At 62.9% G+C, this 22,402-nt stretch carries 16 protein-coding genes and 1 pseudogene; 8 read left to right on the top strand and 9 right to left on the bottom strand.

The genetic code is table 11. The features are described from left to right. Positions 1-12 precede the first annotated feature (12 nt). From AC3WLP_RS11975 to AC3WLP_RS11965, 3 genes are read left to right on the top strand one after another with little or no spacing between them, the layout of a single operon-like run. The gene (locus AC3WLP_RS11975) at positions 13-972 is read left to right on the top strand and encodes an HlyD family secretion protein (RefSeq protein WP_003253678.1); all 960 of its coding nucleotides are present in this window, start codon (positions 13-15) and stop codon (positions 970-972) included. Next, positions 969-3,689: a ribosome-associated ATPase/putative transporter RbbA gene (gene rbbA / locus AC3WLP_RS11970; protein WP_088512599.1), complete on the top strand. Its 2,721-nt coding sequence runs from the start codon at positions 969-971 to the stop codon at positions 3,687-3,689. The genes AC3WLP_RS11975 and rbbA overlap by 4 nt, the downstream gene beginning before the upstream one ends. A 1-nt stretch (position 3,690) precedes the next feature. After that, positions 3,691-4,803 (top strand): ABC transporter permease, encoded by a 1,113-nt coding sequence (locus AC3WLP_RS11965; RefSeq protein ID WP_014754797.1) that lies wholly within the window; start codon positions 3,691-3,693, stop codon positions 4,801-4,803. 55 nt (positions 4,804-4,858) lie between these two features. On the opposite strand, the gene AC3WLP_RS11960 is transcribed toward AC3WLP_RS11965, so the two are convergent. Further along, positions 4,859-5,263: a flagellar basal body-associated protein FliL gene (locus AC3WLP_RS11960; protein WP_003253671.1), complete on the bottom strand. Its 405-nt coding sequence runs from the start codon at positions 5,261-5,263 to the stop codon at positions 4,859-4,861. Positions 5,264-5,420: 157 nt separating this feature from the next. On the opposite strand from AC3WLP_RS11960, the gene AC3WLP_RS11955 reads away from it, so the two are divergent. Next, positions 5,421-6,398, top strand: coding sequence for an NADPH:quinone oxidoreductase family protein (locus AC3WLP_RS11955; protein ID WP_003253669.1), 978 nt, complete (start codon positions 5,421-5,423; stop codon positions 6,396-6,398). A gap of 165 nt (positions 6,399-6,563) precedes the next feature. Here AC3WLP_RS11955 and AC3WLP_RS11950 read toward each other — a convergent pair whose 3' ends face one another. From AC3WLP_RS11950 to trxA, 5 genes are all read right to left on the bottom strand, one after another. Further along, the gene (locus tag AC3WLP_RS11950) at positions 6,564-7,214 is read right to left on the bottom strand and encodes a gamma-glutamylcyclotransferase (protein WP_012054059.1); all 651 of its coding nucleotides are present in this window, start codon (positions 7,212-7,214) and stop codon (positions 6,564-6,566) included. Between the two features lie 246 nt (positions 7,215-7,460). Beyond that, complete coding sequence (locus AC3WLP_RS11945; RefSeq protein ID WP_003253665.1) at positions 7,461-8,429, bottom strand: CDP-6-deoxy-delta-3,4-glucoseen reductase; 969 nt, start codon at positions 8,427-8,429, stop codon at positions 7,461-7,463. Beyond that, positions 8,429-9,895, bottom strand: a complete 1,467-nt coding sequence (ubiD, locus tag AC3WLP_RS11940; protein WP_003253663.1) for a 4-hydroxy-3-polyprenylbenzoate decarboxylase — start codon at positions 9,893-9,895, stop codon at positions 8,429-8,431. Before ubiD ends, AC3WLP_RS11945 begins: the two co-directional genes overlap by 1 nt. A 207-nt stretch (positions 9,896-10,102) precedes the next feature. Continuing rightward, positions 10,103-11,362, bottom strand: a complete 1,260-nt coding sequence (rho, locus tag AC3WLP_RS11935) for a transcription termination factor Rho (RefSeq protein WP_003253661.1) — start codon at positions 11,360-11,362, stop codon at positions 10,103-10,105. A 227-nt stretch (positions 11,363-11,589) separates the two neighbouring features. Further along, a complete protein-coding gene (gene trxA / locus AC3WLP_RS11930) occupies positions 11,590-11,919 on the bottom strand; it encodes a thioredoxin TrxA (RefSeq protein WP_003253660.1) in 330 nt (109 codons plus the stop codon). Between the two features lie 253 nt (positions 11,920-12,172). On the opposite strand from trxA, the gene ppx reads away from it, so the two are divergent. Then, positions 12,173-13,675, top strand: a complete 1,503-nt coding sequence (gene ppx / locus AC3WLP_RS11925; protein WP_088512600.1) for an exopolyphosphatase — start codon at positions 12,173-12,175, stop codon at positions 13,673-13,675. Here the strand turns inward: ppx and ppk1 are convergent. Beyond that, a complete protein-coding gene (gene ppk1, locus AC3WLP_RS11920; protein ID WP_014754802.1) occupies positions 13,662-15,905 on the bottom strand; it encodes a polyphosphate kinase 1 in 2,244 nt (747 codons plus the stop codon). The two genes, ppx and ppk1, sit on opposite strands and share 14 nt — an antisense overlap. Before the next feature lie 213 nt (positions 15,906-16,118). On the opposite strand from ppk1, the gene AC3WLP_RS11915 reads away from it, so the two are divergent. Beyond that, positions 16,119-16,763, top strand: a complete 645-nt coding sequence (locus AC3WLP_RS11915; protein ID WP_017148020.1) for a DedA family protein — start codon at positions 16,119-16,121, stop codon at positions 16,761-16,763. Positions 16,764-17,264: 501 nt separating this feature from the next. Here the strand turns inward: AC3WLP_RS11915 and AC3WLP_RS11910 are convergent. After that, positions 17,265-17,891 (bottom strand): annotated as a pseudogene (locus tag AC3WLP_RS11910) (sterol desaturase family protein); the annotation flags it as partial. A 112-nt stretch (positions 17,892-18,003) separates the two neighbouring features. Between AC3WLP_RS11910 and elbB the strand changes: the two are divergent. Continuing rightward, entirely contained in the window at positions 18,004-18,663 is a 660-nt protein-coding gene (gene elbB / locus AC3WLP_RS11905) for an isoprenoid biosynthesis glyoxalase ElbB (protein ID WP_088512602.1), read from the top strand. 201 nt (positions 18,664-18,864) lie between these two features. Here elbB and AC3WLP_RS11900 read toward each other — a convergent pair whose 3' ends face one another. Then, the gene (locus AC3WLP_RS11900) at positions 18,865-19,317 is read right to left on the bottom strand and encodes a YaiI/YqxD family protein (RefSeq protein WP_003253654.1); all 453 of its coding nucleotides are present in this window, start codon (positions 19,315-19,317) and stop codon (positions 18,865-18,867) included. Positions 19,318-19,483: 166 nt separating this feature from the next. Between AC3WLP_RS11900 and AC3WLP_RS11895 the strand changes: the two genes are divergently transcribed. Beyond that, a complete protein-coding gene (locus AC3WLP_RS11895) occupies positions 19,484-22,339 on the top strand; it encodes a class I adenylate cyclase (RefSeq protein WP_088512603.1) in 2,856 nt (951 codons plus the stop codon). Positions 22,340-22,402: the final 63 nt, after the last annotated feature.

Below are 22,402 nucleotides of genomic sequence, written 5' to 3'. Positions count from 1 at the left end.
GGATGCAGAACGATGAACCGATACGCCCCTAGAATCTTCGCCACTGCACTGATCGCACTGCTCGCTGCAGCCGGCGGGCTGGGGTACTGGAAGTCGCTTCACGACCAGTTGCCCGAAGGCCTGAGCATGGGCAACGGCCGCCTTGAAGCCACCGAAGTGCAGATCGCCAGCAAGATCCCCGGTCGCCTGGCCGAAGTACTGGTCGATGAAGGCGACAACGTGACCCGTGGCCAGCTACTGGCACGCATCGACACACGCACCATGGAAGCCCAGCGCAGCCAGGCCGAAGCCGAAGTGCTGCGCGCCCGGGAAAACTACGCCGCCGCCCAGGCCACCGTGCAACTGCGCCAGAGTGAACTGCTGTTGGCCAGCCAGGAGCTCAAGCGCGTGCGCGAAATCTTCCAGCGCAAGTTCGCCAGCCAGCAGTTGCTCGACCAACAGCAGGCGCGCTTTGACACGGCCAACGCAGCAGTAGTCGCTGCCCGCGCCCAACTGGCAGCGATCAAGGCCGCCATTGGCGCCGCCGAAGCCCAAGTGGCGCAGCTCACCAGCGAAATCGACGACAGCAGCCTGCGTGCGCCCATCAACGGCATCATCCAGCTGCGCCTGGCCGAACCCGGTGAAGTGCTGGGTGCCGGCGGCCGTGTGCTGATGCTGATCGACCCCAGCGACCAGTACATGAACCTGTACCTCCCGGCCTCTACCAGCGGCCGGCTGACCGTAGGCGATCAGGCGCGCATCGTGCTCGACGCCCTGCCCGAGCGCGCACTGCCGGCCAAGGTGGCCTTTGTCGCAGCCAAGGCCCAGTTCACCCCCAAACAGGTGGAAACCCGCGACGAACGGCAAAAGCTGGTGTTCCGGGTCAAACTGCGCCTGAGCGACCCAGGCGCCGTGCCGCAAGCCAAACCAGGCATGCCAGGCGCCGGCTATGTACGCACGGCTGAGGTGGACTGGCCGGCCAACCTGCAATGAACGCCCCGGCACTGCTGGCCGAAGGCATCAGCCACCGTTACGGCGACGTGATAGCCCTCCACCCACTAGGCTTCAGCCTCCCTGTGGGTACCCGCTGCGCGCTGATAGGCCCTGACGGGGCGGGCAAGTCGACCCTGCTGGGGCTGATCGCCGGCGTGAAACGCCTACAGCAGGGAGAGCTGCAGGTGCTGGGTGGCTCGATCCGCCAACGCCGCCATCGCACGGCGCTCTACCCCAAAGTGGCATTCATGCCGCAGGGGCTGGGCAACAACCTGTACCCGGAACTGTCGATCAGCGAGAACATCCGTTTTTTCGCCACCCTGTTCGGGTTGGGCCGCCGCGAGTGTGAACAGCGTATGGCCAATCTGTTGCAGGCCACCGACCTGCAGCGCTTTGCCCAGCGCCCGGCCGGCAAGCTGTCGGGTGGCATGAAGCAGAAGCTGGGCCTTTGCTGCGCACTGATCCACGAGCCAGACCTGCTTATCCTGGACGAGCCGACCACCGGCGTCGACCCGCTGTCGCGGCGGCGCTTCTGGGAGCTGGTTGAACAGGTTCGCGCACAACGCCCGCAACTGACCTTGCTGGTGGCTACCGCCTACATGGAAGAAGCCGAACAGTTCGAGCATTGCCTGATGCTCGATGGCGGCCGGCTGCTGGCCGCCGGCCCTAGCCACGAACTGGCTGCAGTCACCCCGAGCGGCAAACTGGATGACGCCTTTACCCACTACCAGGGCGCGGGCAAGGCGCAGCATCAACCACTGGCAATCCCGCCGCGCCAAGCCACGGACGGCCCGGTCGCCATCGAGGCACACGACCTGACCCTGCGCTTTGGCGACTTCACAGCGGTGAACAAGGTCAGTTTCGCCATTGGGCGCGGGGAGATCTTCGGCTTCCTGGGTTCCAACGGTTGCGGCAAGACCAGCACCATGAAAGTGCTCACCGGCCTGATGCCGGCCAGCGAGGGCAGCGCCAGCCTGCTGGGTCGCCCGGTGGACGCCAGCGACCTGGCCACACGCAAGCGAGTCGGCTTCATGTCGCAGAGTTTCTCTCTGTATGGCGAGCTCAGCACCCGGCAGAACCTGGCCCTGCATGCCCGCCTGTTCGACTTGCCCAAAGCCGAGAGCGCCCAGCGCATCGATGAGCTGATCGAGCGCTTCGACCTCGCCGCTATCGCCGACCAACCGTCTGGCGCCCTGCCCCTTGGTTTGCGCCAGCGCCTGTCGCTGGCAGTGGCGGTTCTGCATCGCCCGGAAGTCTTGATCCTCGACGAACCGACCTCCGGCGTCGACCCGGCCGCCCGCGACGACTTCTGGCGCCTGCTGGTAGAACTGTCCCGCGAGCAGGGCGTGACCATTTTCCTCTCCACCCACTTCATGAATGAAGCCCAGCGCTGCGATCGTATTTCGCTGATGCACGCCGGGCGGGTGCTGGCCTGCGACACGCCCGATGCCCTGCAGCACCAGTACCAGGGCGACACGCTGGAAGACGCGTTCGTCCGCTGCCTGGAACAGGCCCAGGAACTGGCGCCAGCCGCCACCGACAGCAGCGTGCTGGAACAGGCGTCCACCCCCACCCTACCGCTGCGCCAGGGTTTCAGCCTGCGTCGCCTGCTCGCAGTGGCCGGCCGTGAGGGCAAGGAGCTGCTGCGCGACAAGGTGCGCCTGGCCTTCGCCTTACTGGGTGCACTGTTCATGATGGTGATCTTCGGCTACGGCATTTCACTGGATGTGGAAAACCTCGCCTTCGCCGTGCACGATCAGGACCAGAGCCCGCAAAGTCGCGCCTACCTCGAGGCCTTCCGTGGTTCACGCTACTTCGCCGAACAGGCACCGATCCGCGACAGCAGCGAGCTGCACCAGCGCCTGCAACGCTCGGAAATCAAACTGGCACTGGAAATTCCGCCCGGCTTTGGCCGCGATCTGTACGCAGGGCGCCAGCCGGTGGTGGCTGCCTGGCTCGACGGAGGCATGCCGTTCCGCGCAGAAACCAGCCGCAACTACGTGGAAGCCGTGCACCAGGCCAACCTTGAGCAACTGGCAAAGGCCAGCCCACAACCGCAGCCACGCCAGGACCCGGTGCGCCTGGAAACGCGTTTCCGCTACAACCAGGATGTGGTCAGTGTGAACGCCATCGGCCCGGGTGTGATGGCACTGATACTGGCCTTCATTCCGGCCATGCTCACGGCACTGGGCATCGTGCGCGAGAAGGAGCTCGGCTCCATCACCAACTTCTACGCCACACCCCTCACCCGCCTGGAATTCCTGCTTGGCAAGCAGATGCCCTACCTGGCTGTGAGCCTGGTCAACCTGGCGCTGCTGGTGGCGATGAACCGCTGGCTGTTCGCCGTACCGCTCAAGGGCAGCGTACTGGCTTTGGCATGTGGCGGCGTGGCCTACCTGCTGGCAACCACCAGCCTGGGCCTGCTGATTTCGGCATTCACCCGCACCCAGATCGCCGCCATTCTCGGCACCATGATCATTACCAGCCTGCCGACCATCCAGTTTTCCGGGCTGATCGTGCCACGCTCGTCGCTGGACGGCGCGGCAGCGGTGATGGGCCAGTTGTTCCCGGCGGGCTACTTCCTCGACATCGCAGTCGGCACCTTCACCAAGGCGTTAGGCCTGCGCGAGTTGTGGCCGCAGTGCCTGATCCTGCTGAGCTTCTTTGCCGCGTTCACCGGCCTGAGCCTGGCAATGCTGAAAAAGCAGGAGGCCTGACATGTCGCGCCTGAACCACACCCTGCGCCTGGGCTTGAAAGAACTGACCAGCCTGCGCCATGACAGCGTCCTGCTGCTGTTCCTGCTATATGCCTTCAGCGTGGCGATCTACATGCCGGCAGCCGGCTCGGTGATCGGTGTACACAACGCCAGCGTGGCGGTGGTGGATGAAGACCATAGCCTGCTCTCGCGCAAGCTCAGCGAAGCCCTGCAACCGCCCGAGTTCCAGCCAGCCGTGCCGCTGCCTCCGCAGCGCCTGGACCAGGCCATGGACAGCGGCCAGTACACCTTCGTCATCAACATACCGGTGAACTTCCAGAGCGACCTGCTGGCCGGGCGCTCGCCGGAGCTGCAGATCAACGTCGATGCTACAGCCATGAGCCAAGCGTTCATGGGCGCCGGCTACATCGGCCGCATCTTCGAGCGCGAGCTGCTCGACTACAGCCAGCGTGGTAACGAGCAAAGCCCGGTGCTGATCAACCCCAAGGCGCTGTTCAACCCCAACCTGGAGGGGGGCTGGTTTCTGGCCGTGATCCAGATCGTCAACAACATCACCATCCTGGCGATCATCCTCACCGGGACCGCGCTGCTGCGCGAGCGTGAGCATGGCACCCTCGACCACCTGCTGGTGCTACCGTTGACCGCGCTGGAGATCATGCTGGCCAAGATCGGCAGCAATGCGCTGGTGGTGGTGATCTGCACCTGGATTTCGTTGGTGGTAGTCGTCAAAGGTGCACTGGGCGTGCCGCTGTCTGGCTCGATGGGGCTGTTCCTGGCCGTGACCGCGCTGTACCTGTTCGCCAGTACATCGCTGGGCATTTTCCTCGCCACCCTGGCGCGCTCGACGCCACAGTTCGGCCTGCTGGCGATCCCGGTGATCATCCCGATGCTGTTGCTGTCCGGCGGCAGCACACCACTGGACAGCATGCCGCAGTGGCTGCAGTGGGTGATGCAAGGGTCACCCTCAACGCACTTTGTCAGCCTGAGTGCCGCAATCCTGTTCAGGGATGCCGGGTGGGCGGTGGTATGGCCGGATATCCTGGCGCTGGGCCTGATCGGCCTGGTGTTCTTCAGCGTGGCCCTCGCGCGGTTCCGCCGTACCCTGACGTCCTGAGCAAGGACGAGGGCCTGCGCAATCCCCACGGGGCCGGACTGGCAACTATCAGCGGTTATTGCACGATCAGGTTGTTGAACAGCAAGTCTTCAACGATCGGCTTGCCCTCTTCCGCCTCCAGCACCTGCTGCACCTGTTTCAGCGCCTCTTGGCGAAGATGCTCCTTGGCCTCGACGTTGCTCATGCTGTCCACCGTCTGCTGGGTGAACAGTGCCACCAGCTGGTTACGGATCAGCGGTTCGTGGTGCTTCACCGTCTTGGCCGCTTCGTCGCCCGTCACGCGCAGGGCCACGTCAGCCTTGTACACGCGCAGCCGCGGGCTGCCGTCGAGCGCATAGTTGCCAACGAAGGGCGGGCTCAGACTGATGTAGGCGACCTTGGGCACCCCTTCCTTGGCTTCCTCGGCCATGGCCGCAGCCGGCAGCAGCAGCGCCAGCACCATCAAGATCCACGCTTTCACGAATTCGCTCCTCAATACAGTTGGCGCCAGCTTACCCAGCACACCGCTCAAACCCAAGCCCGGGCTTATGCCGGCCCATCAGGGCGGGCCATGCTCGTTGACCTGCCAAGCGGCCCTCCTACACTTATCGGCCACTACCCGCAAAGGAATAGCCCCGATGAAAGCTGTGTTGTGCAAAACCCTGGGTCCGGCGCGCAACCTGGTGCTGGAAGAGGTGGCCAGCCCACTGCCGAAGAAGAACGAGATCCTGCTGGACGTGCAGGCTGCCGGGGTCAACTTCCCCGACACCTTGATCATCGAAGGCAAGTACCAGTTCCAGCCACCGCTGCCGTTCTCTCCAGGTGGCGAGGCAGCAGGCGTGGTGGCCGCCGTCGGCGAAAAGGCCGGCGCGTTCAAGGTCGGCGACCGGGTCATGGCGCTCACCGGCTGGGGTGCGTTCGCCGAGCAAGTGGCGGTGCCGTTCTATAACGTTCTGCCGATCCCGGCGAGCATGGACTTCACCACCGCTGCGGCCTTCGGCATGACCTACGGCACCTCGATGCACGCCCTGCGTCAGCGTGGCCAGTTGCAAGCCGGCGAGACCCTGCTGGTACTGGGCGCTTCCGGCGGGGTGGGCCTGGCGGCGGTGGAGATCGGCAAGGCCATGGGCGCGCGGGTGATCGCGGCGGCCAGCAGTGCCGAAAAACTGGCCGTGGCCAAGGCTGCCGGGGCGGATGAGCTGATCGACTACAGCCAGGCCAACCTGCGCGAAGAAATCAAACGCCTGACCGGCGGCCAGGGCGTGGACGTGATCTATGACCCGGTCGGTGGCGAGCTGTTCGAACAAGCGGTGCGCGGGTTGGCCTGGAATGGCAGGCTGCTGGTGGTGGGTTTTGCCAGTGGCAGCATTCCACAGCTGGCGGCCAACCTGGTGCTGCTCAAGGGCGCGGCGGTACTGGGCGTGTTCTGGGGGGCATTTGCCCAGCGCCAGCCGGAGGACAACGCGGCCAACTTTCACCAGCTGTTTGCCTGGCATGCCGAGGGCAAGTTGAAGCCGCTGGTGTCGCAGACTTATCCACTGGAAGAAGCCGGGGCTGCTATCGAGAAGCTGGGGCAACGGCAGGCGGTGGGTAAGTTGGTGGTGCTGGCCAGGTAAGGCAGTACCGGCCTCTGCGCGGTCGCCTGTAGCAGCGGGTTTACCCGCGAAAGGGCCGGGCCTGCCAGCCAATTCCACCCGCCGTTCACCGTTGTCGCCACCACCGTATTCGCGGGTAAACCCGCGCCTACAGGGATTACCCGCGAAGAGGCCGGAACAGGTTGCTCACACTTCGCGCAGATTGTGGCAACGCCTGAATCGCGCTTCCAGGTTGCGATCGGGCATCTGGTGACTGCGCAGTGCATTCAAGGTCTGCTCGACATAGTCACGCGTGGTGCCATACCGCCCCTTGGCACTGGCCAGGATCTGGCTGAGCAACGTATCCGGCAAGTTACCGGCATAGCACGGCAGATGCCGCTCCAGTACAAAGCCCAAGGCCTGCACCTTGCTACCATCGCCCAGGCGGCAGTTGAGCCAGTGCGGCCGGTATGCCGGATAGGGCATCTCGCGTTGCCACAGGGCCATCAGTGAGTCGTCCAGGTTGCGTTCATCCAGACGGTAGGCAAAGCCGCTGCAGGAGCCACCGCGGTCCAGGCCAAACACCAGCCCGGGCGTTTCCGGGGTACCGCGATGTTCATGCGACCACAGGTACAAGCCACGGTGATAACCATGTACCCGCGCGCGCTGGCGCTCCACCGAATTGCACTCCGGGCGCCAGATCAACGAACCATAGGCAAACAGCCACACCGGCCCACCCTGATGCCTGGACATGGTTGTTTTCATGGAGCTGAACAACTGTTCGCGAGTATGTTGCTGACCGAAATCAAGTGCCGGAGGGTATGAAACTTCCCAAGACATACTTTCAAGTGCCGACATAAGCTGCCGCCATTATTCCTGTGAACTACGGATGTAGCGAGCTTCGATTACGCTGCGGCCCCAGGCCGCTTTACCAAGGGCGCTTGCAGTAACCATAGGCCAGAATTGCAGGAATACTCAAGCCCTTGAGCACGTGTTTCATACACGGCTCCGACGACTGGGAAGTACTGTTTCAGCAGCGGTGAAAGTTATTGGCCAAGGCGGTAACAATTACCGCCTTATACCGACACTTTCAAACTTCGGTTATTAACCGCGCGGCGCGTAGGCGAACACATCGGCACGCATGCGGTGCGCATCCATACCGGCTTCGACCAAGGCGTCGAGCGTGGCGTAGATCATGTTCGGTGAGCCGCTGGCATACACATGCACGCTATTGAGGTCGGCAATGTCGTCGCAGACCGCTTCATGCAGCATGCCGCAGCGGCCTTCCCAGCCACACAGGTCGCTGACCACTTGATGCAGGAACAGATTAGGCAGACGCTGCCATTCGTCCCAGTGCTCGATCTGATAGAAATCCTCGGGCCGGCGCACCCCCCAGTACAGGTGTACCGGGTGCTTGAAGCCCTGAGCCCGGCAGTGCTCGACCAGGCTGTGCATCTGGCCCATGCCAGTGCCGGCGGCAATCAGCACCAGCGGCCCGTCGGGCAGCTCGGCCAGGTGGGTGTCGCCAAACGGCATTTCAATGCGCGCCAGGCCATCTCGCCTCAGCTGGTCGATCAGTTGCACCGCACTGGGCTCACGCGCCAGCACATGCAGCTCCAGTTCACGCCCGGCATGTGGCGCGGACGCCAGCGAGAAAGCTGCCTGCTTGCCGCCCTCACGTTCGATCATCAGGTATTGCCCCGCGTGATAACGCAGAGGTTTACCGGCAGGCGCACGCAGGCGCACCCGCCAGACGTCGCCGCCGACGTCGACGCACTCACTGACGCTGCACGCCAGCTTGCGCACTGGCAGCTCGCCCAAGGCAAGCACACCGTCCCAGAGCAACACGCAGTCCTCCAGCGGTTCGGCAATGCAGGTGAACAACTCGCCATGGTCGCGGACTTCGCCATCCTGGCGAACCCGTCCTTCAACCAACAACGCGGCGCAAACATGGCAATTGCCATTGCGGCAGCTGTTTGGGCAGTCATAGCCCAGCCGCCGTGCTCCATCCAGGATCCTTTCCCCGGGTTCAAGCGCCAGCACCGCCCCGGACGGCTGCAACGTTACCTGCATCAATCTATTCCCAACTGATCCCACAGCTCATCGATACGGCGGGTGACGGCCTCATCCTTGACGATGACCCGGCCCCATTCGCGTGTAGTCTCGCCCGGCCACTTGTGCGTAGCGTCCAGGCCCATCTTCGAACCCAGCCCCGACACCGGTGACGCAAAGTCCAGGTAGTCGATCGGGGTATTGTCAATCATTACCGTATCACGCTTGGGGTCCATGCGCGTGGTAATGGCCCAGATCACATCGTTCCAGTCACGAGCGTTGATATCGTCATCGGTGACAATAACGAACTTGGTGTACATGAACTGTCGCAGGAACGACCACACACCCAGCATTACGCGCTTGGCGTGGCCTGGGTACTGTTTCTTCATGGTCACCACCGCCATGCGGTACGAGCAGCCTTCCGGCGGCAGGTAGAAGTCGGTGATTTCCGGGAACTGCTTCTGCAGGATCGGCACGAACACTTCGTTCAGCGCCACGCCGAGAATGGCCGGCTCATCTGGCGGCCGGCCGGTGTAGGTGCTGTGGTAGATCGGTTTTTGCCGGTGGGTGATGCGCTCAACGGTGAACACCGGGAAACTGTCCACTTCGTTGTAGTAGCCCGTGTGATCGCCGTAAGGGCCTTCCGGGGCCATTTCGCCTGGGTGGATCACCCCTTCCAGAATGATCTCGGCGGTTGCCGGTACCTGCAGGTTGCTGCCACGGCACTTGACCAGTTCGGTGCGATTGCCTCGCAGCAGGCCGGCGAAGGCGTACTCGGAAAGGGTGTCCGGGACCGGGGTCACCGCGCCGAGAATGGTCGCTGGGTCAGCGCCCAGGGCCACGGCGACCGGAAACGGCTGGCCGGGGTTCTTCTCGCACCACTCTCGGTAGTCGAGGGCGCCGCCACGGTGGCTGAGCCAGCGCATGATCACCTTGTTGCGGCCGATCACCTGCTGGCGGTAGATGCCCAGGTTCTGGCGGTCCTTGTTCGGGCCACGGGTCACGGTGAGGCCCCAGGTAATCAGCGGCGCCACGTCGCCAGGCCAGCAGTGCTGAATCGGCAGCGTGCCAAGGTCGACATCGTCACCCTCGACCACCACTTCCTGGCACACCGCGTCCTTGACCACTTTTGGCGCCATCGACACGACCTTCTTGAAGATCGGCAGCTTCGACCAGGCGTCCTTCAGGCCCTTGGGCGGCTCGGGCTCCTTGAGGAAGGCCAGCAGCTTGCCGATTTCCCGCAGTTCGCTGACCGACTCGGCGCCCATGCCCATCGCCACCCGCTCCGGGGTACCGAACAGGTTGCCGAGCACGGGGATGTCGAAGCCGGTGGGCTTTTCGAACAACAATGCCGGGCCCTTGGCGCGCAGGGTGCGGTCGCAGACCTCGGTCATTTCCAGGACGGGGGAGATCGGTACCTGGATGCGCTTGAGCTCGCCGCGCTGTTCCAGGCCACGGATGAAGTCGCGCAAGTCGCGATACTGCATGCAGGAGCCTCGTGTTGGCCGTATCGGTCGGGGTGCAGAGTGTAGCGCCGTTCGGGCCTTGTTTGGGGGTGAAAATGCATTGGGGCCGCTTTGCACCCCTTCGCGGGCAAGCCCGCTCCTACAAGGGCCGCTGTGACCTGTGTAGGAGCGGGCTTGCCCGCGAAGGGCCGCAAGGCGGCCCCAATCAATCCAGCCTGAAACGCTCGCTTACTTGCGCTTCATCGACAGGAAGAACTCATCGTTGGTCTTGGTCTGCTTGAGCTTGTCGACCAGGAACTCGATGGCGGCGATTTCGTCCATCGGGTGCAGCAGCTTGCGCAGAATCCACATACGCTGCAGTTCGTCGTCAGCGGTCAGCAACTCTTCGCGGCGGGTGCCGGAACGGTTGATGTTGATGGCCGGGAACACACGCTTCTCGGCGATGCGGCGGTCCAGCGGCAGCTCCATGTTGCCGGTGCCCTTGAACTCTTCGTAGATCACTTCGTCCATCTTCGAGCCGGTTTCAACCAGCGCAGTGGCGATAATGGTCAGCGAACCGCCTTCCTCGATGTTACGTGCAGCACCGAAGAAGCGCTTGGGCTTCTCGAGGGCGTGGGCGTCGACACCACCGGTCAGCACCTTGCCGGAGCTCGGGATCACGGTGTTGTAGGCACGCGCCAGTCGAGTGATCGAGTCCAGCAGGATAACCACATCTTTCTTGTGCTCGACCAGGCGCTTGGCCTTCTCGATCACCATCTCGGCAACCTGCACGTGGCGGGTTGGCGGCTCGTCGAAGGTGGAAGCAACCACTTCGCCACGCACGGTGCGCTGCATTTCGGTCACTTCTTCCGGGCGCTCGTCGATCAGCAGGACGATCAGGTGGCACTCAGGGTTGTTACGGGTGATGTTGGCCGCAATGTTCTGCAGCATGATCGTCTTACCGGCTTTCGGCGGGGCAACGATCAGGCCGCGCTGGCCTTTGCCGATCGGGGCGCACAGGTCGATGACGCGACCGGTCAAGTCCTCGGTGGAGCCGTTACCGGCCTCCATCTTCAGGCGCTTGTTCGGGAACAGCGGCGTCAGGTTTTCGAACAGGATCTTGTTCTTCGCGTTTTCCGGGCGGTCGAAGTTGATGGTATCGACCTTCAGCAGGGCGAAGTAACGCTCCCCTTCCTTCGGTGGGCGGATCTTGCCGACGATGGTGTCGCCGGTACGCAGGTTGAAACGGCGGATCTGGCTGGGCGAGACATAGATATCGTCTGGGCCGGCCAGGTAGGACGCATCAGCCGAACGCAGGAAACCGAAACCATCCTGGAGAATCTCCAGCACGCCGTCACCCGAGATCTCTTCGCCGCTTTTCGCATGCTTCTTCAGCAGGGCGAAAATCACGTCCTGTTTGCGCGAACGGGCCATGTTTTCGATGCCCATCTGTTCGGCCATTTCCAAAAGATCGGTAATCGGCTTTTGCTTGAGTTCAGTCAGGTTCATAAGGGGAATGACGTAATCATGTAAGAAGGGAGAATTAAGCTTCTGGCTTAATGAGGCCGCGCCGCTGGATGGCGACAGGATCGCGTACTGATTCGAATTAGGGATGCTTCGGCGACGGCATGTAGAGGGCACTGGAAAAGCAGTGCGAGGCCGAATGTAACACTTGCTTTTTTCTGCGTCTAGTGCTCTGAAAAAGAAAAGCCCCGCATTTGCGGGGCCTTTTCACATCACAGGTGGGCGTCGAGGAATGCGGCCAGCTGCGATTTGGACAGTGCACCAACCTTGGTGGCTTCGACGTTGCCGTTCTTGAACAGCATCAGCGTCGGGATACCACGCACACCGTGCTTGGCCGGGGTTTCCTGGTTCTCGTCGATGTTCAGCTTGGCGACGGTCAGTTTGCCCTCGTAGGTGGAAGCGATGTCGTCCAGAACCGGAGCGATCATCTTGCATGGACCGCACCATTCAGCCCAGTAGTCGACCAGTACCGCGCCTTCGGCCTTCAGGACATCGGCTTCGAAGGAGGCGTCGGTGACATGTTTGATCAGATCGCTGCTCATGGATATCTCCAGGGTCGTAAGCAAAAAACGTGGCCCATGATAGCCGCACCTACGCCGGACAGGAAGCCACGGACGATTGAGTGTAACTATAGTTGCGCAAGACGCCGCGAATCGAAACTGTCATATGGCCGTCATAGAATCGAATGGCACATTGCCTTGCATCAAGGCCAGTACAACGGCTGAGTGTCACGCGTTGGCGATAGCCTGCTATCGTGGCACGATTGCCAGGTTAACGACCGAGAACAACCAGATCATGCCGCATACCATCGCGAAGAACCTGTCCCTGATCGCCGCCATCGACCTTGGCTCCAACAGTTTTCACATGGTCGTGGCCAAGGCCCACCATACCGAAATCCGCATCCTTGAGCGGCTCGGCGAGAAGGTTCAACTGGCCGCCGGCATCGACGAAGAGCGCATGCTCAGTGAAGAGGCAATGGAAAGGGGCCTGGATTGCCTCAAGCGCTTTTCCCAGCTGATCAACGGCATGCCGGCAGGCTCCGTGCGTATCGTCGGTACCAACGCCTTGCGCGAAGCGCGCAACCGTAACGAATTCATCCAGCGCGCCGAAGACATCCTCGGCCACCCGGTGGAGGTCATCTCTGGCCGTGAAGAGGCGCGCCTGATCTACCTGGGCGTGTCGCACACCCTGGCCGACACCCCCGGCAAGCGCCTGGTGGCCGACATCGGCGGCGGCAGTACCGAGTTCATCATCGGCCAGCGCTTCGAGCCGCTGCTGCGTGAAAGCCTGCAGATGGGTTGCGTGAGCTTTACCCAGCGTTACTTCCGCGACGGCAAGATCACCCCCGCCCGCTATGCCCAGGCCTACACGGCCGCGCGCCTGGAACTGATGAGCATCGAAAATGCCCTGCACCGCCTGACCTGGGATGAGGCCATCGGCTCATCCGGCACTATTCGCGCCATCGGCGCTGCCATCAAGGCCGGCGGCCTGGGCAATGGCGAGGTCAACGCCGAAGGCCTGGCCTGGGTCAAACGCAAGCTGTTCAAGCTGGGTGAAGTCGACAAGATCGACTTCGACGGCGTCAAGCCAGACCGCCGCACTATCTTCCCGGCTGGCTTGGCGATTCTCGAAGCGATCTTCGATGCCCTTGAACTGAACCGCATGGACCACTGCGACGGCGCCCTGCGCGAAGGTGTGCTGTTCGATCTGCTTGGCCGCCACCACCACGAAGACGTGCGCGAACGCACCCTGAACTCGCTGATGGAGCGCTATCACGTGGACCAGGGCCAGGCTGCGCGCGTCGAGCGCAAGGCGTTGCACGCATTCGACCAGGTGGCCGACGCTTGGGACCTGAAAGACGGAAACTGGCGCGATCTACTGGGCTGGGCCGCGAAAGTGCACGAAATCGGGCTGGACATTGCCCATTATCACTACCACAAGCACGGCGCTTATCTGATCGAGCACTCGGACCTGGCAGGCTTTTCCCGGGAAGATCAGCAGATGATGGCCCTGCTGGTACGCGGCCACCGCCGCAACATCCCCAAGGACCGTTACGCCGAACTGGGTGATGAAGGGGTCAAGCTGCTGCGCCTGTGCGTGCTGCTGCGCTTTGCCATCCTGTTCCACCACATCCGCGGCACTCAGCAAATGCCAAAGGTAGAACTGCACGGTGGGGACAACAGCCTGGATGTAGCCTTCCCTGACGGTTGGCTGGAGCAGAACCAGCTGACCCAGGCCGACTTCGCCAACGAGGCGGAGTGGCTGGCCCGGGTCGGCTTCGTCCTCAGCGTACGTTGAGGACCGGGTTGCTCAGGCGCTCCAGCAGAGTCGCCTGAACGCTGCGCGGGTTCTGGTTGCCGGTCGGGGTGCTGCGCACGTAGCGCCCGTCCGGCTGCAAGGTCCAGGCGTGGGTATTGTCGGTCAGGTAGCCTTCCAGCTCCTTCTTCACCCGCAGCAACAGTTTCTTGCCTTCCACCGGGAAGCAGGTCTCGACACGCTTGTCGAGGTTGCGCTCCATCCAGTCGGCGCTGGACAGGTAGATCTGCTCTTCGCCGCCATTGAGGAAGTAGAACACCCGCGTGTGCTCGAGGAAGCGGCCAATGATCGAGCGCACCTGGATGTTGTGCGAAACCCCCGGAATGCCCGGGCGCAGGCAGCACATGCCACGCACCACCAAGTCGATTTTCACGCCCGACTGGCTGGCCTTGTACAGCGCCTTGATGACTTTGGCGTCGGTCAGCGAGTTGAACTTGGCGATGATGTGCGCCGGCTTGCCTTCAAGGGCAAACTGGGTTTCCCGCGCGATCATGTCGAGCATGCCCTTTTTCAGGGTGAACGGCGCATGCAGCAGCTTCTTCATGCGCAAGGTCTTGCCCATGCCGATCAGCTGGCTGAACAGCTTGCCGACGTCTTCGGTGAGCGCATCGTCAGAAGTCAGCAGGCTGTAATCGGTGTACAGGCGAGCGTTGCCGGCGTGGTAGTTACCGGTACCCAGGTGCGCATAACGCACGATCTCGCCCTGCTCGCGGCGCAGAATCAGCATCATCTTGGCGTGGGTCTTGAACCCGACCACACCGTAGATCACTACCGCACCGGCCGCTTGCAGGCGGCTGGCCATCTGCAGGTTGGACTCTTCGTCAAAACGCGCACGCAACTCGATCACCGCAGTGACCTCCTTGCCGTTACGCGCTGCGTCCACCAGGGCGTCGACGATTTCCGAGTTAGCCCCCGAGCGATACAGGGTCTGGCGCACGGCGAGCACGTGCGGGTCCTTGGCGGCCTGGCGCAGCAGGTCGACCACTGGCGTGAAGGACTCGAACGGGTGCATCAGCAGGATGTCCTGCTTGCTGATCACACTGAAAATGTTGTCAGCGTTCGCCAGCAGCTTGGGGATCGCCGGGGTGAACGGTGTGTATTGCAGCTCCGGGTGGCTGTCCAGGCCGGTGATGCTGAACAGGCGGGTGAGGTTGACCGGGCCATTGACCTGGTACAGCTCACTTTCGCTGAGGCTGAACTGCTTCAACAGGTAGTCCGACAGGTGTTTCGGGCAGGTGTCGGCCACTTCCAGGCGCACGGCGTCACCGTAGCGGCGCGAGAACAGCTCGCCGCGCAGCGCGCGGGCCAGGTCGTCGACCTCTTCAGAGTCAAGCGCCAGGTCGGCGTTGCGCGTCAGACGGAACTGATAGCAGCCCTTCACCTTCATGCCCTGGAACAGGTCGTCGGCGTGCGCGTGGATCATCGACGACAGGAACACGTAGTTTGCGCCCGGGCCGCCCACCTCTTCCGGCACGCGAATAACCCGCGGCAGCAGGCGTGGTGCCGGAATGATCGCCAGGCCCGAGTCGCGACCGAAGGCGTCCACCCCCTCGAGCTCGACGATGAAGTTGAGGCTCTTGTTCACCAGCAGCGGGAACGGGTGAGTCGGGTCGAGGCCAATCGGAGTAATGATCGGGGCAATTTCGTCGCGGAAGTAGCGGCGCACCCAGGTCTTGAGCTTGGGTGTCCAGTAGCGGCGGCGGATGAAGCGGATCTGGTGCTTTTCCAGCTCTGGCAGCAGCACGTCGTTGAGGATCGCGTACTGGCGCTCTACCTCGATGTGCACCAGTTCGCTGATACGCGCCAGCGCCTGGTGCGGCTGCAGGCCATCGGCGCCGGCCTGTTCACGGGCGAAGTTGATCTGCTTCTTCAGGCCTGCGACACGAATCTCAAAGAACTCGTCGAGGTTGCTGGAGAAGATCAACAGGAACTTGAGGCGTTCCAGCAGCGGGTAGTTCTCGTCCAGTGCCTGCTCCAGCACCCGGATATTGAACTGCAGTTGCGAGAGTTCGCGATGAATGTACAGGCTGCTGTCGTCCAGGCCAGGGACGGCGATGGCCGGGGACGGCGCGGGCACCGGAGCCACAGGTTCGACCACCTGTTCCGCTACAGGCTCGGCCACCGGAGGCAGGTCTGGCGGGGTCTGCAGCATCTCTTCTGGAAGCTCCTGAGCATCCTTGATCGCGACAGGGCTTAGCACTTCATTATTCATCTGGCGTTCCTGAGGACGTTAACGCCCTATCATCTATTGAGCGGCAAGATAAGCGCCCATTATGACGCCCGTGTTACACACATGGGCAAGCCGTGGCAAGTGGCCTCTGGCATTGTCTGCGCTGGAAATGTTCACGTCGAGACACATTTGGACACTTTCACGAACGCGCGCGAAGGGGTAGGCTGCGCGTTCATTTCGCCAGCACCTCAGAAAATGCTTCAACAATTCCTGCAGGATTTCGGCTACTTCGCCCTTTTTCTAGGCACCTTCTTTGAAGGCGAGACCATTCTGGTGCTTGCGGGATTCCTTGCGTTCCGCGGTTACATGGATATCAATCTGGTGTGCCTGGTGGCCTTCTTCGGCAGCTACGCGGGCGACCAGTTGTGGTACTTCATGGGCCGACGCCACGGGCGCAGGATCCTGGCGCGCAAGCCGCGCTGGCAGGCAATGGGCGACCGGGCGCTGGACCATATCCGCCGCCACCCCGATATCTGGGTGCTGAGCTTCCGCTTTGTCTATGGCTTGCGCACGGTCATGCCGGTGGCCATCGGCCTGTCGGGTTACCCGCCACGCCGCTACCTGCTGCTGAACGGGATTGGCGCGGGCATCTGGGCAGTAGCCCTGGGCGCCGCCGCCTACCACTTCGGCGCCATCCTCGAAGGCTTGCTGGGCAACGTCAAGCGTTACGAGCTATGGGTGCTTGGCGGCCTGGTGGCGCTGGGCGGCCTGCTGTGGCTGCGCCGGCGCTTCCGCACTCTGCGCGCGGAGCGCAGGGCGGCGAGCCAGGCCCAGCCCCCAGAGGCTGAGCAGGCTGTAAGCCACGAGCAGAAACCAGGCCAGCGGGGCGACCACCGCTAAGCCCCAGGCGCCGGCCAGGTACAATGCCGGCGCATTCAGACACAACCGCGCCAGCTCCAGGCGTGCAGACCAGGGCCGGTTCTCCAGCAACGCGCCCAGCACGAACAAACCAAACGCCATCAGTGACCAGCCTAGCACCAGCGCGGCGGCCGGCACGCGGTCGGCCACATCCATCAGGTAGCTGCCCAAGGCCACATAAACCACGAACTGCGCCGCCACATAGGCTTGCTGCCCGCGCCCCAGGGCAATCTCGAACTTGCGAAACAGCGCCAAGTCCTGTTTGGCCTGTGGGTAGCGTGCGGCCACATCGGCCGGGCGCCAGCCGGTAGGCATGAACCAGATACGCAGCTTGTCCCACAGGCTAGTGGTGCGCCGGGCGTCGTGCCAGAGCTGGGCATAGAACTGCAGGTTGGCCCATAGCGGGTTCCAGCTGGCCAGCGGCGTGGTCACCCCGAACACCACCGGCTCGGCCGGGTCCTCCTCCTTGAACGTGCCGAACAGACGGTCCCAGAGAATGAACACACCACCGTAATTGCGATCCAAGTAAGCAGGGTTTTGCGCATGGTGGACGCGATGATTGGACGGCGTGATCAACACCCACTCCAGCCAGCCAAGTTTAGGGATATGCCGGGTATGCACCCAGAACTGATACAGCAGGTTGAGCGAGGCGACGGTGATGAACACCAGTGGCGGCACACCCAGCAGCGCCAGCGGCAGGTAGAACAACCACGAGAAGAGGAACCCGCTACTGGTCTGGCGCAGCGCCGTGGTGAGGTTGTACTCCTCGCTCTGGTGATGCACCGAGTGCGCAGCCCACAGTACGTTGCGCTCATGCCCCAGGCGGTGCAGCCAGTAGTAGCAGAAGTCGTACAGGACAAAGGCCAGCAACCAGACCCACCCTGCCTGCGCCGGCAATTGCAACAGCGCCAGGTGCTCGAAGACCAGAGCATAGGTGACCAGCCCTACGCCTTTGGTCAGCAGGCCGGTACTGGTCGACAGTGCGCCGGTACTCAGGCTGTTGATCGAGTCGGCCAGGGTGAAATTGTGCCGGCCGCGCACGCGGTCGGCGACCAGCTCGACGGCTATCAGCACAAAAAAGAACGGCACGGCCAGCAGTATCAGGTCCATGGGCGCGACCTCAGGCGTTATCCACCAAGATTAGGCCGCCCCCGCAGGAATCCCTATGGCGACATCTGCCAAACTAGAGGACATTTAGCGCCTCGACACTGGAGTAATGAGCATGACAAAAAAAGTAGCGGTGATTCTTTCCGGCTGTGGCGTGTATGACGGCGCCGAAATCCACGAAAGCGTGATCACGCTGCTGCGCCTCGACCAGCGCGGTGCGCAGGTGCAGTGCTTCGCGCCGAACATCGCACAGATGCATGTAATCAACCATCTGACCGGCGAAGAAATGCCCGAATCGCGCAATGTGCTGGTGGAGTCGGCGCGCATTGCCCGCGGCGAGGTCAAGGATATCCGTGAGGCCAAGGCCGCAGACTTCGATGCGCTGATCGTGCCGGGTGGTTTCGGGGCAGCAAAAAACCTCTCCAACTTTGCCGTGGAAGGCGCCAATTGCAGCGTGAACCCAGACGTGCTGGCTTTGGCCGAAGCCTTTGCCGACGCCTGCAAACCCGTTGGCCTGATCTGCATCTCGCCGGCGCTGGCGGCGAAGATCTATGGACCGGGCGTGGTCTGCACCATCGGGAGCGATGCCGGCACTGCGGCGGCTGTCGAAAAGATGGGTGGCACCCATGAAGAATGCGATGTACACGATATTGTCGAAGACACCCAGCGCAAGCTCGTGACGACCCCGGCGTACATGGAGGCCAAGTCGATCAGCGAGGCGGCGGGCGGGATCTACAAGCTGGTGGACCGAGTGCTGGAGCTGACGCACGAGTAAATTACTGCGTTGGCTTCTTCGCGGGCATGCCCGCTCCCACAGGCCCAGCGCAGGCTTCAAGGCCACGCGGTACCTGTGGGGGCAACTCATGAAAAGCCTGCGCGATCACCTGTAGGAGCGGGTTTACCCGCGAACACCGGCAAAGCCGGTGCCATCCACCGCGCCACGCTGGGCTGTCGCCGACAGGAACCGTGTCAGCGCTCAGCTTTTCGAGAGCCGGGCAATGATCCGGTCCAGTGCATTGGCAAACGCCTGTTTCTCACGTTCGCCATAGGCCGCCTGCCCGCCCCCCACCTGCCCCTGCTCACGCAGCTCGGTGAACAGGTTGCGCGCCGCCAGGCGGTCGCCCATGTTGCGCTCGTCGAACTCACGCCCACGCGGGTCCAATGCGGCCACGCCCTTTTTCACCAGACGGTCGGCCAGCGGCACGTCACTGCAGATCACCAGCTCGCCAGGCACGGCGTGCTCCACAATGTAATCGTCGGCCGCATCCATGCCGCTGGGCACCACGATCAGACGCACGATCGCGAACGCCGGCTTGGCCACAGCCTGCCCCGCCACCATCACCACCTCGAACTTGCGCTTGAGGGCGAACTTGACGATCAGATCCTTGGCCGCCTTGGGGCAGGCGTCGGCATCGATCCATACACGCATTGGACACTCTCTACATGAACTCAATGCGCCCATCATGCCTGAAGCGCAGCGAAAGCTGGAGCAGGCCAGCGCTGGAAAAATGGCGCCAGAATTTCAATTACCGCTTATCCGACCCCGCCACTCAGGCTAAACTCGCCACAGCTTCAATGGCCTGCCCGAGCGCGCAATGAACCACCCTCACGAAATCCGCCCTGACCTGGACGAAGGCATCGACCGCAAGGTCCTGGCGACATTGCGTGCGCGCTTCCTGCATCTCAACCAGGGCCGACTGCAGCGGGCAAAGGAAGGCCTGTCAACGCGCCAGCAACAGGTACTGTCGTTGCTGCCGCTGCTGTTTCACGTGAACCACCCGTTATTGCCGGGTTACGTCTCCGGCAACACCCCTGCGGGCGTATCGGCTTACGAGCCAAGCGCCGAGCTGGTGGCAGATGCCCAACGCCTGGCCCGCTCGTTCACTTACAAGGCCCAGCATGGCAACCCGCCACGCCCGATCCACGGCCTGTTCCTGATGGGCAGCCTGGGCTCGCTGGCGCAGGCCGAGCACAGCGACATGGACCTGTGGGTGTGCCATGCACCCGGGTTGCCCGAACAGCTGCTGGGTGAGCTGCGCCGCAAGTGCCAGCTGCTGGAGGCCTGGGCGGCAAGCCTGGGCGCCGAAGCACACTTTTTCCTGATCGACACACAGGGCTTCGCCCAGGGTCAGCGCGATGGCCAGCTCGGCTCCGACGACTGCGGCACCACCCAGCACTACCTGCTGCTGGACGAGTTCTACCGCACCACCCTGTGGCTGGCCGGGCGTACGCCGCTGTGGTGGCTGGTACCGGTGTACGAGGAGCACAACTATTACAGCTACACCCAGACGTTGCTGTCCAAGCGCTTTATCCGCAGCCAGGAAGCCCTTGACCTCGGCAACCTGGCGCACATTCCGCCCGGTGAGTTCGTCGGCGCTGGCCTGTGGCAATTGTTCAAAGGCATCGACTCGCCCTACAAATCGCTGCTCAAACTGCTGCTGACCGAAGCCTACGCCGGCGAACACCCTGCGGTGCGCTGCCTGAGCCTGGACTACAAGCAGGCAGTGTTTGCCAACCAGCTTGACCTCGACGAGCTGGACCCCTACGTGATGGTCTACCGGCGCATCGAACGTTACCTGCTGCAACGCGGTGAACCCGCGCGCCTGGAGCTGGTACGGCGCAGCTTGTACCTGAAGGTGAACAAGAAGCTCAGCGACCAGGGCCGCAGCCATGGCTGGCAACGCCGGCTGCTGCAGCGCCTGACCGACGAGTGGGGCTGGGACCAGCGCCAGTTGGCCCTGCTGGACAGCCGCAGCCAATGGAAAGTGCAGCAGGTTGCCGTCGAGCGGCGTGAGCTGGTGGCCGAGCTTAATCTCAGTTATCGCTTCCTCAGCCAGTTCGCTCGCACCCAGAACGCCAGCAGCCGCGCCGACCAGCGCGACCTCAATGTGCTGGGCCGGCGCCTGTACGCAGCCTTCGAGCGCCGCGCCGGCAAGGTCGAAGTGATTAACCCCGGCATCGCCCCTGACCTCGCCGAAGGCACCCTGACGCTGGTCCAGGCACCCAACCGCAAGGAGCCGGGCAGCTACCACTGGGAGCTGTACAGCGGCAACCTGAGCACCCATGAGGTGCAGCACTTCAGCCCGATCAAACGCTGCCGCGAGCTACTCGAACTGCTGACCTGGGCCCATCGCAACGGAGTGATCGACAGCAGCACCCGCATGGCGCTGCATCCAGGGGCCAGCGACCTTGGGGAATTCGAGCTGTTCAACCTGCTGGGCTGTCTGCGGCAAAGTGTCCCCCTGCCCTTGCCGACCGTCAGCGAAGTGCGCCTTTTGCAGCCCAGCGTTGCCGATGAGGTGTTGTTGCTGGTCAACGTCGGCGTCGACCCGCTGCGCCACCACCGCGAGCTGAACGTTTTGATGACCACAGAGCGCACCGACGCGTTGAGCTACGCTGGCGTGCGCGAAAACCTGGTGCTGACCCTGGACCAGGTCACCGTCAACAGCTGGAACGAGGTGCTGGTCCAGCGCTATGACGGTGAACACGCGCTGGTGCGCTGCCTGCGCGACTTCCTCAACAGCCCGGCGCAGCGCGGCCACCGGCCAAGGGTGCGAGTACGCTGCTTCTGCCAAAGCCGCGCCCAGCCGATCGGCCAGCGCGTAGAGGAAATTTTCGACACCGCCCAGCTGCTGCGGGATCAAGGGCTCCACCACCGCTACCTGCTGCAAGTGGCCCACCACACCCATGTGCTGGAGCTGTTACCCGAGCATGTCAGCCTGACGACCCTGGCCGAGCATGAGGCGCTACTGGCCTACCTGGGCGAAGAGCGAGGCACCTACAGCCCGCTGTACCTGGATGCCAATGCGCTGCAGGACCACGACCTGCGCCTGGTGCTGGAGCAAGGCCGGCCAGCCTGCATTCAGGTGTTCTACCGCCTGCAGGGCGGCTGGGCCGATGTGTATGTGCTGGATGAATACAACGCATTGTGGCAACAACGCCTGCCGCTGCATGACGAAGCGCATCTGCTGTTGCCACTGCAACGTTTTCTGCGCTCGGTGGTGATGCGCCGCGATGCCCGCCTGCCCCTCGATAGCCTGCGACCCGCCTCGCTGGATATCCACTACGCGCAGCTGCTGCCCACCGGCCCAGGCAAGGCACGCAACATCGAGCCGCGCCTGGCCCCGGCCGAGGGCAGCGACCAGCCTTACTATGAGGTACAGGCGATTATCCAGGCGGGTGTAGCGGGCGTGGCGCATGTGACGCTGTACTGCGACCAGCAGGAGTTTTCCGAGCTGGAACATGGTGAGCAGCTGTATGCGGTGGTGGCCAGGCAGATCATCGGTCAGCGCCGTGGCACAGCGCAGTACCGGTGCTATATCACCGACCTGGATTTGTCCGAGTTGCTGGATGACCGGCTGGGGGCAACGCAGGCCTACCTGAGCTACAAGCGGGTGCTGGAGCAGGCTCTGAATGAGGGGTTGGAGCAGGTTTTGGCGGAGGGCGCCTGAACTCGCAGCACAAGGCGGCGACAAAAGAGTGCATCTCTCTGTAGCAACAGCCTTGCGCTGCAA

This window comes from Pseudomonas sp. FW305-E2 (assembly GCF_058782925.1).
Note: the sequence above shows the minus strand (reverse complement) of the source record. Positions and strands in the feature narration are given on the sequence as shown.

What these genes read in the sequence shown, in the direction of transcription:
- AC3WLP_RS11900 (WP_003253654.1), bottom strand. Translation starts at nt 19,317, where the DNA reads ATGCGTGTATGGATCGATGCCGACGCCTGCCCCAAGGCGGCCAAGGAT.
- AC3WLP_RS11975 (WP_003253678.1), top strand. Translation starts at nt 13, where the DNA reads ATGAACCGATACGCCCCTAGAATCTTCGCCACTGCACTGATCGCACTG.
- ppk1 (WP_014754802.1), bottom strand. Translation starts at nt 15,905, where the DNA reads ATGAATAATGAAGTGCTAAGCCCTGTCGCGATCAAGGATGCTCAGGAG.
- rbbA (WP_088512599.1), top strand. Translation starts at nt 969, where the DNA reads ATGAACGCCCCGGCACTGCTGGCCGAAGGCATCAGCCACCGTTACGGC.
- trxA (WP_003253660.1), bottom strand. Translation starts at nt 11,919, where the DNA reads ATGAGCAGCGATCTGATCAAACATGTCACCGACGCCTCCTTCGAAGCC.
- ubiD (WP_003253663.1), bottom strand. Translation starts at nt 9,895, where the DNA reads ATGCAGTATCGCGACTTGCGCGACTTCATCCGTGGCCTGGAACAGCGC.
- AC3WLP_RS11945 (WP_003253665.1), bottom strand. Translation starts at nt 8,429, where the DNA reads ATGCAGGTAACGTTGCAGCCGTCCGGGGCGGTGCTGGCGCTTGAACCC.
- elbB (WP_088512602.1), top strand. Translation starts at nt 18,004, where the DNA reads ATGACAAAAAAAGTAGCGGTGATTCTTTCCGGCTGTGGCGTGTATGAC.
- AC3WLP_RS11950 (WP_012054059.1), bottom strand. Translation starts at nt 7,214, where the DNA reads ATGTCGGCACTTGAAAGTATGTCTTGGGAAGTTTCATACCCTCCGGCA.
- rho (WP_003253661.1), bottom strand. Translation starts at nt 11,362, where the DNA reads ATGAACCTGACTGAACTCAAGCAAAAGCCGATTACCGATCTTTTGGAA.
- AC3WLP_RS11895 (WP_088512603.1), top strand. Translation starts at nt 19,484, where the DNA reads ATGAACCACCCTCACGAAATCCGCCCTGACCTGGACGAAGGCATCGAC.
- AC3WLP_RS11965 (WP_014754797.1), top strand. Translation starts at nt 3,691, where the DNA reads ATGTCGCGCCTGAACCACACCCTGCGCCTGGGCTTGAAAGAACTGACC.
- AC3WLP_RS11915 (WP_017148020.1), top strand. Translation starts at nt 16,119, where the DNA reads ATGCTTCAACAATTCCTGCAGGATTTCGGCTACTTCGCCCTTTTTCTA.
- ppx (WP_088512600.1), top strand. Translation starts at nt 12,173, where the DNA reads ATGCCGCATACCATCGCGAAGAACCTGTCCCTGATCGCCGCCATCGAC.
- AC3WLP_RS11955 (WP_003253669.1), top strand. Translation starts at nt 5,421, where the DNA reads ATGAAAGCTGTGTTGTGCAAAACCCTGGGTCCGGCGCGCAACCTGGTG.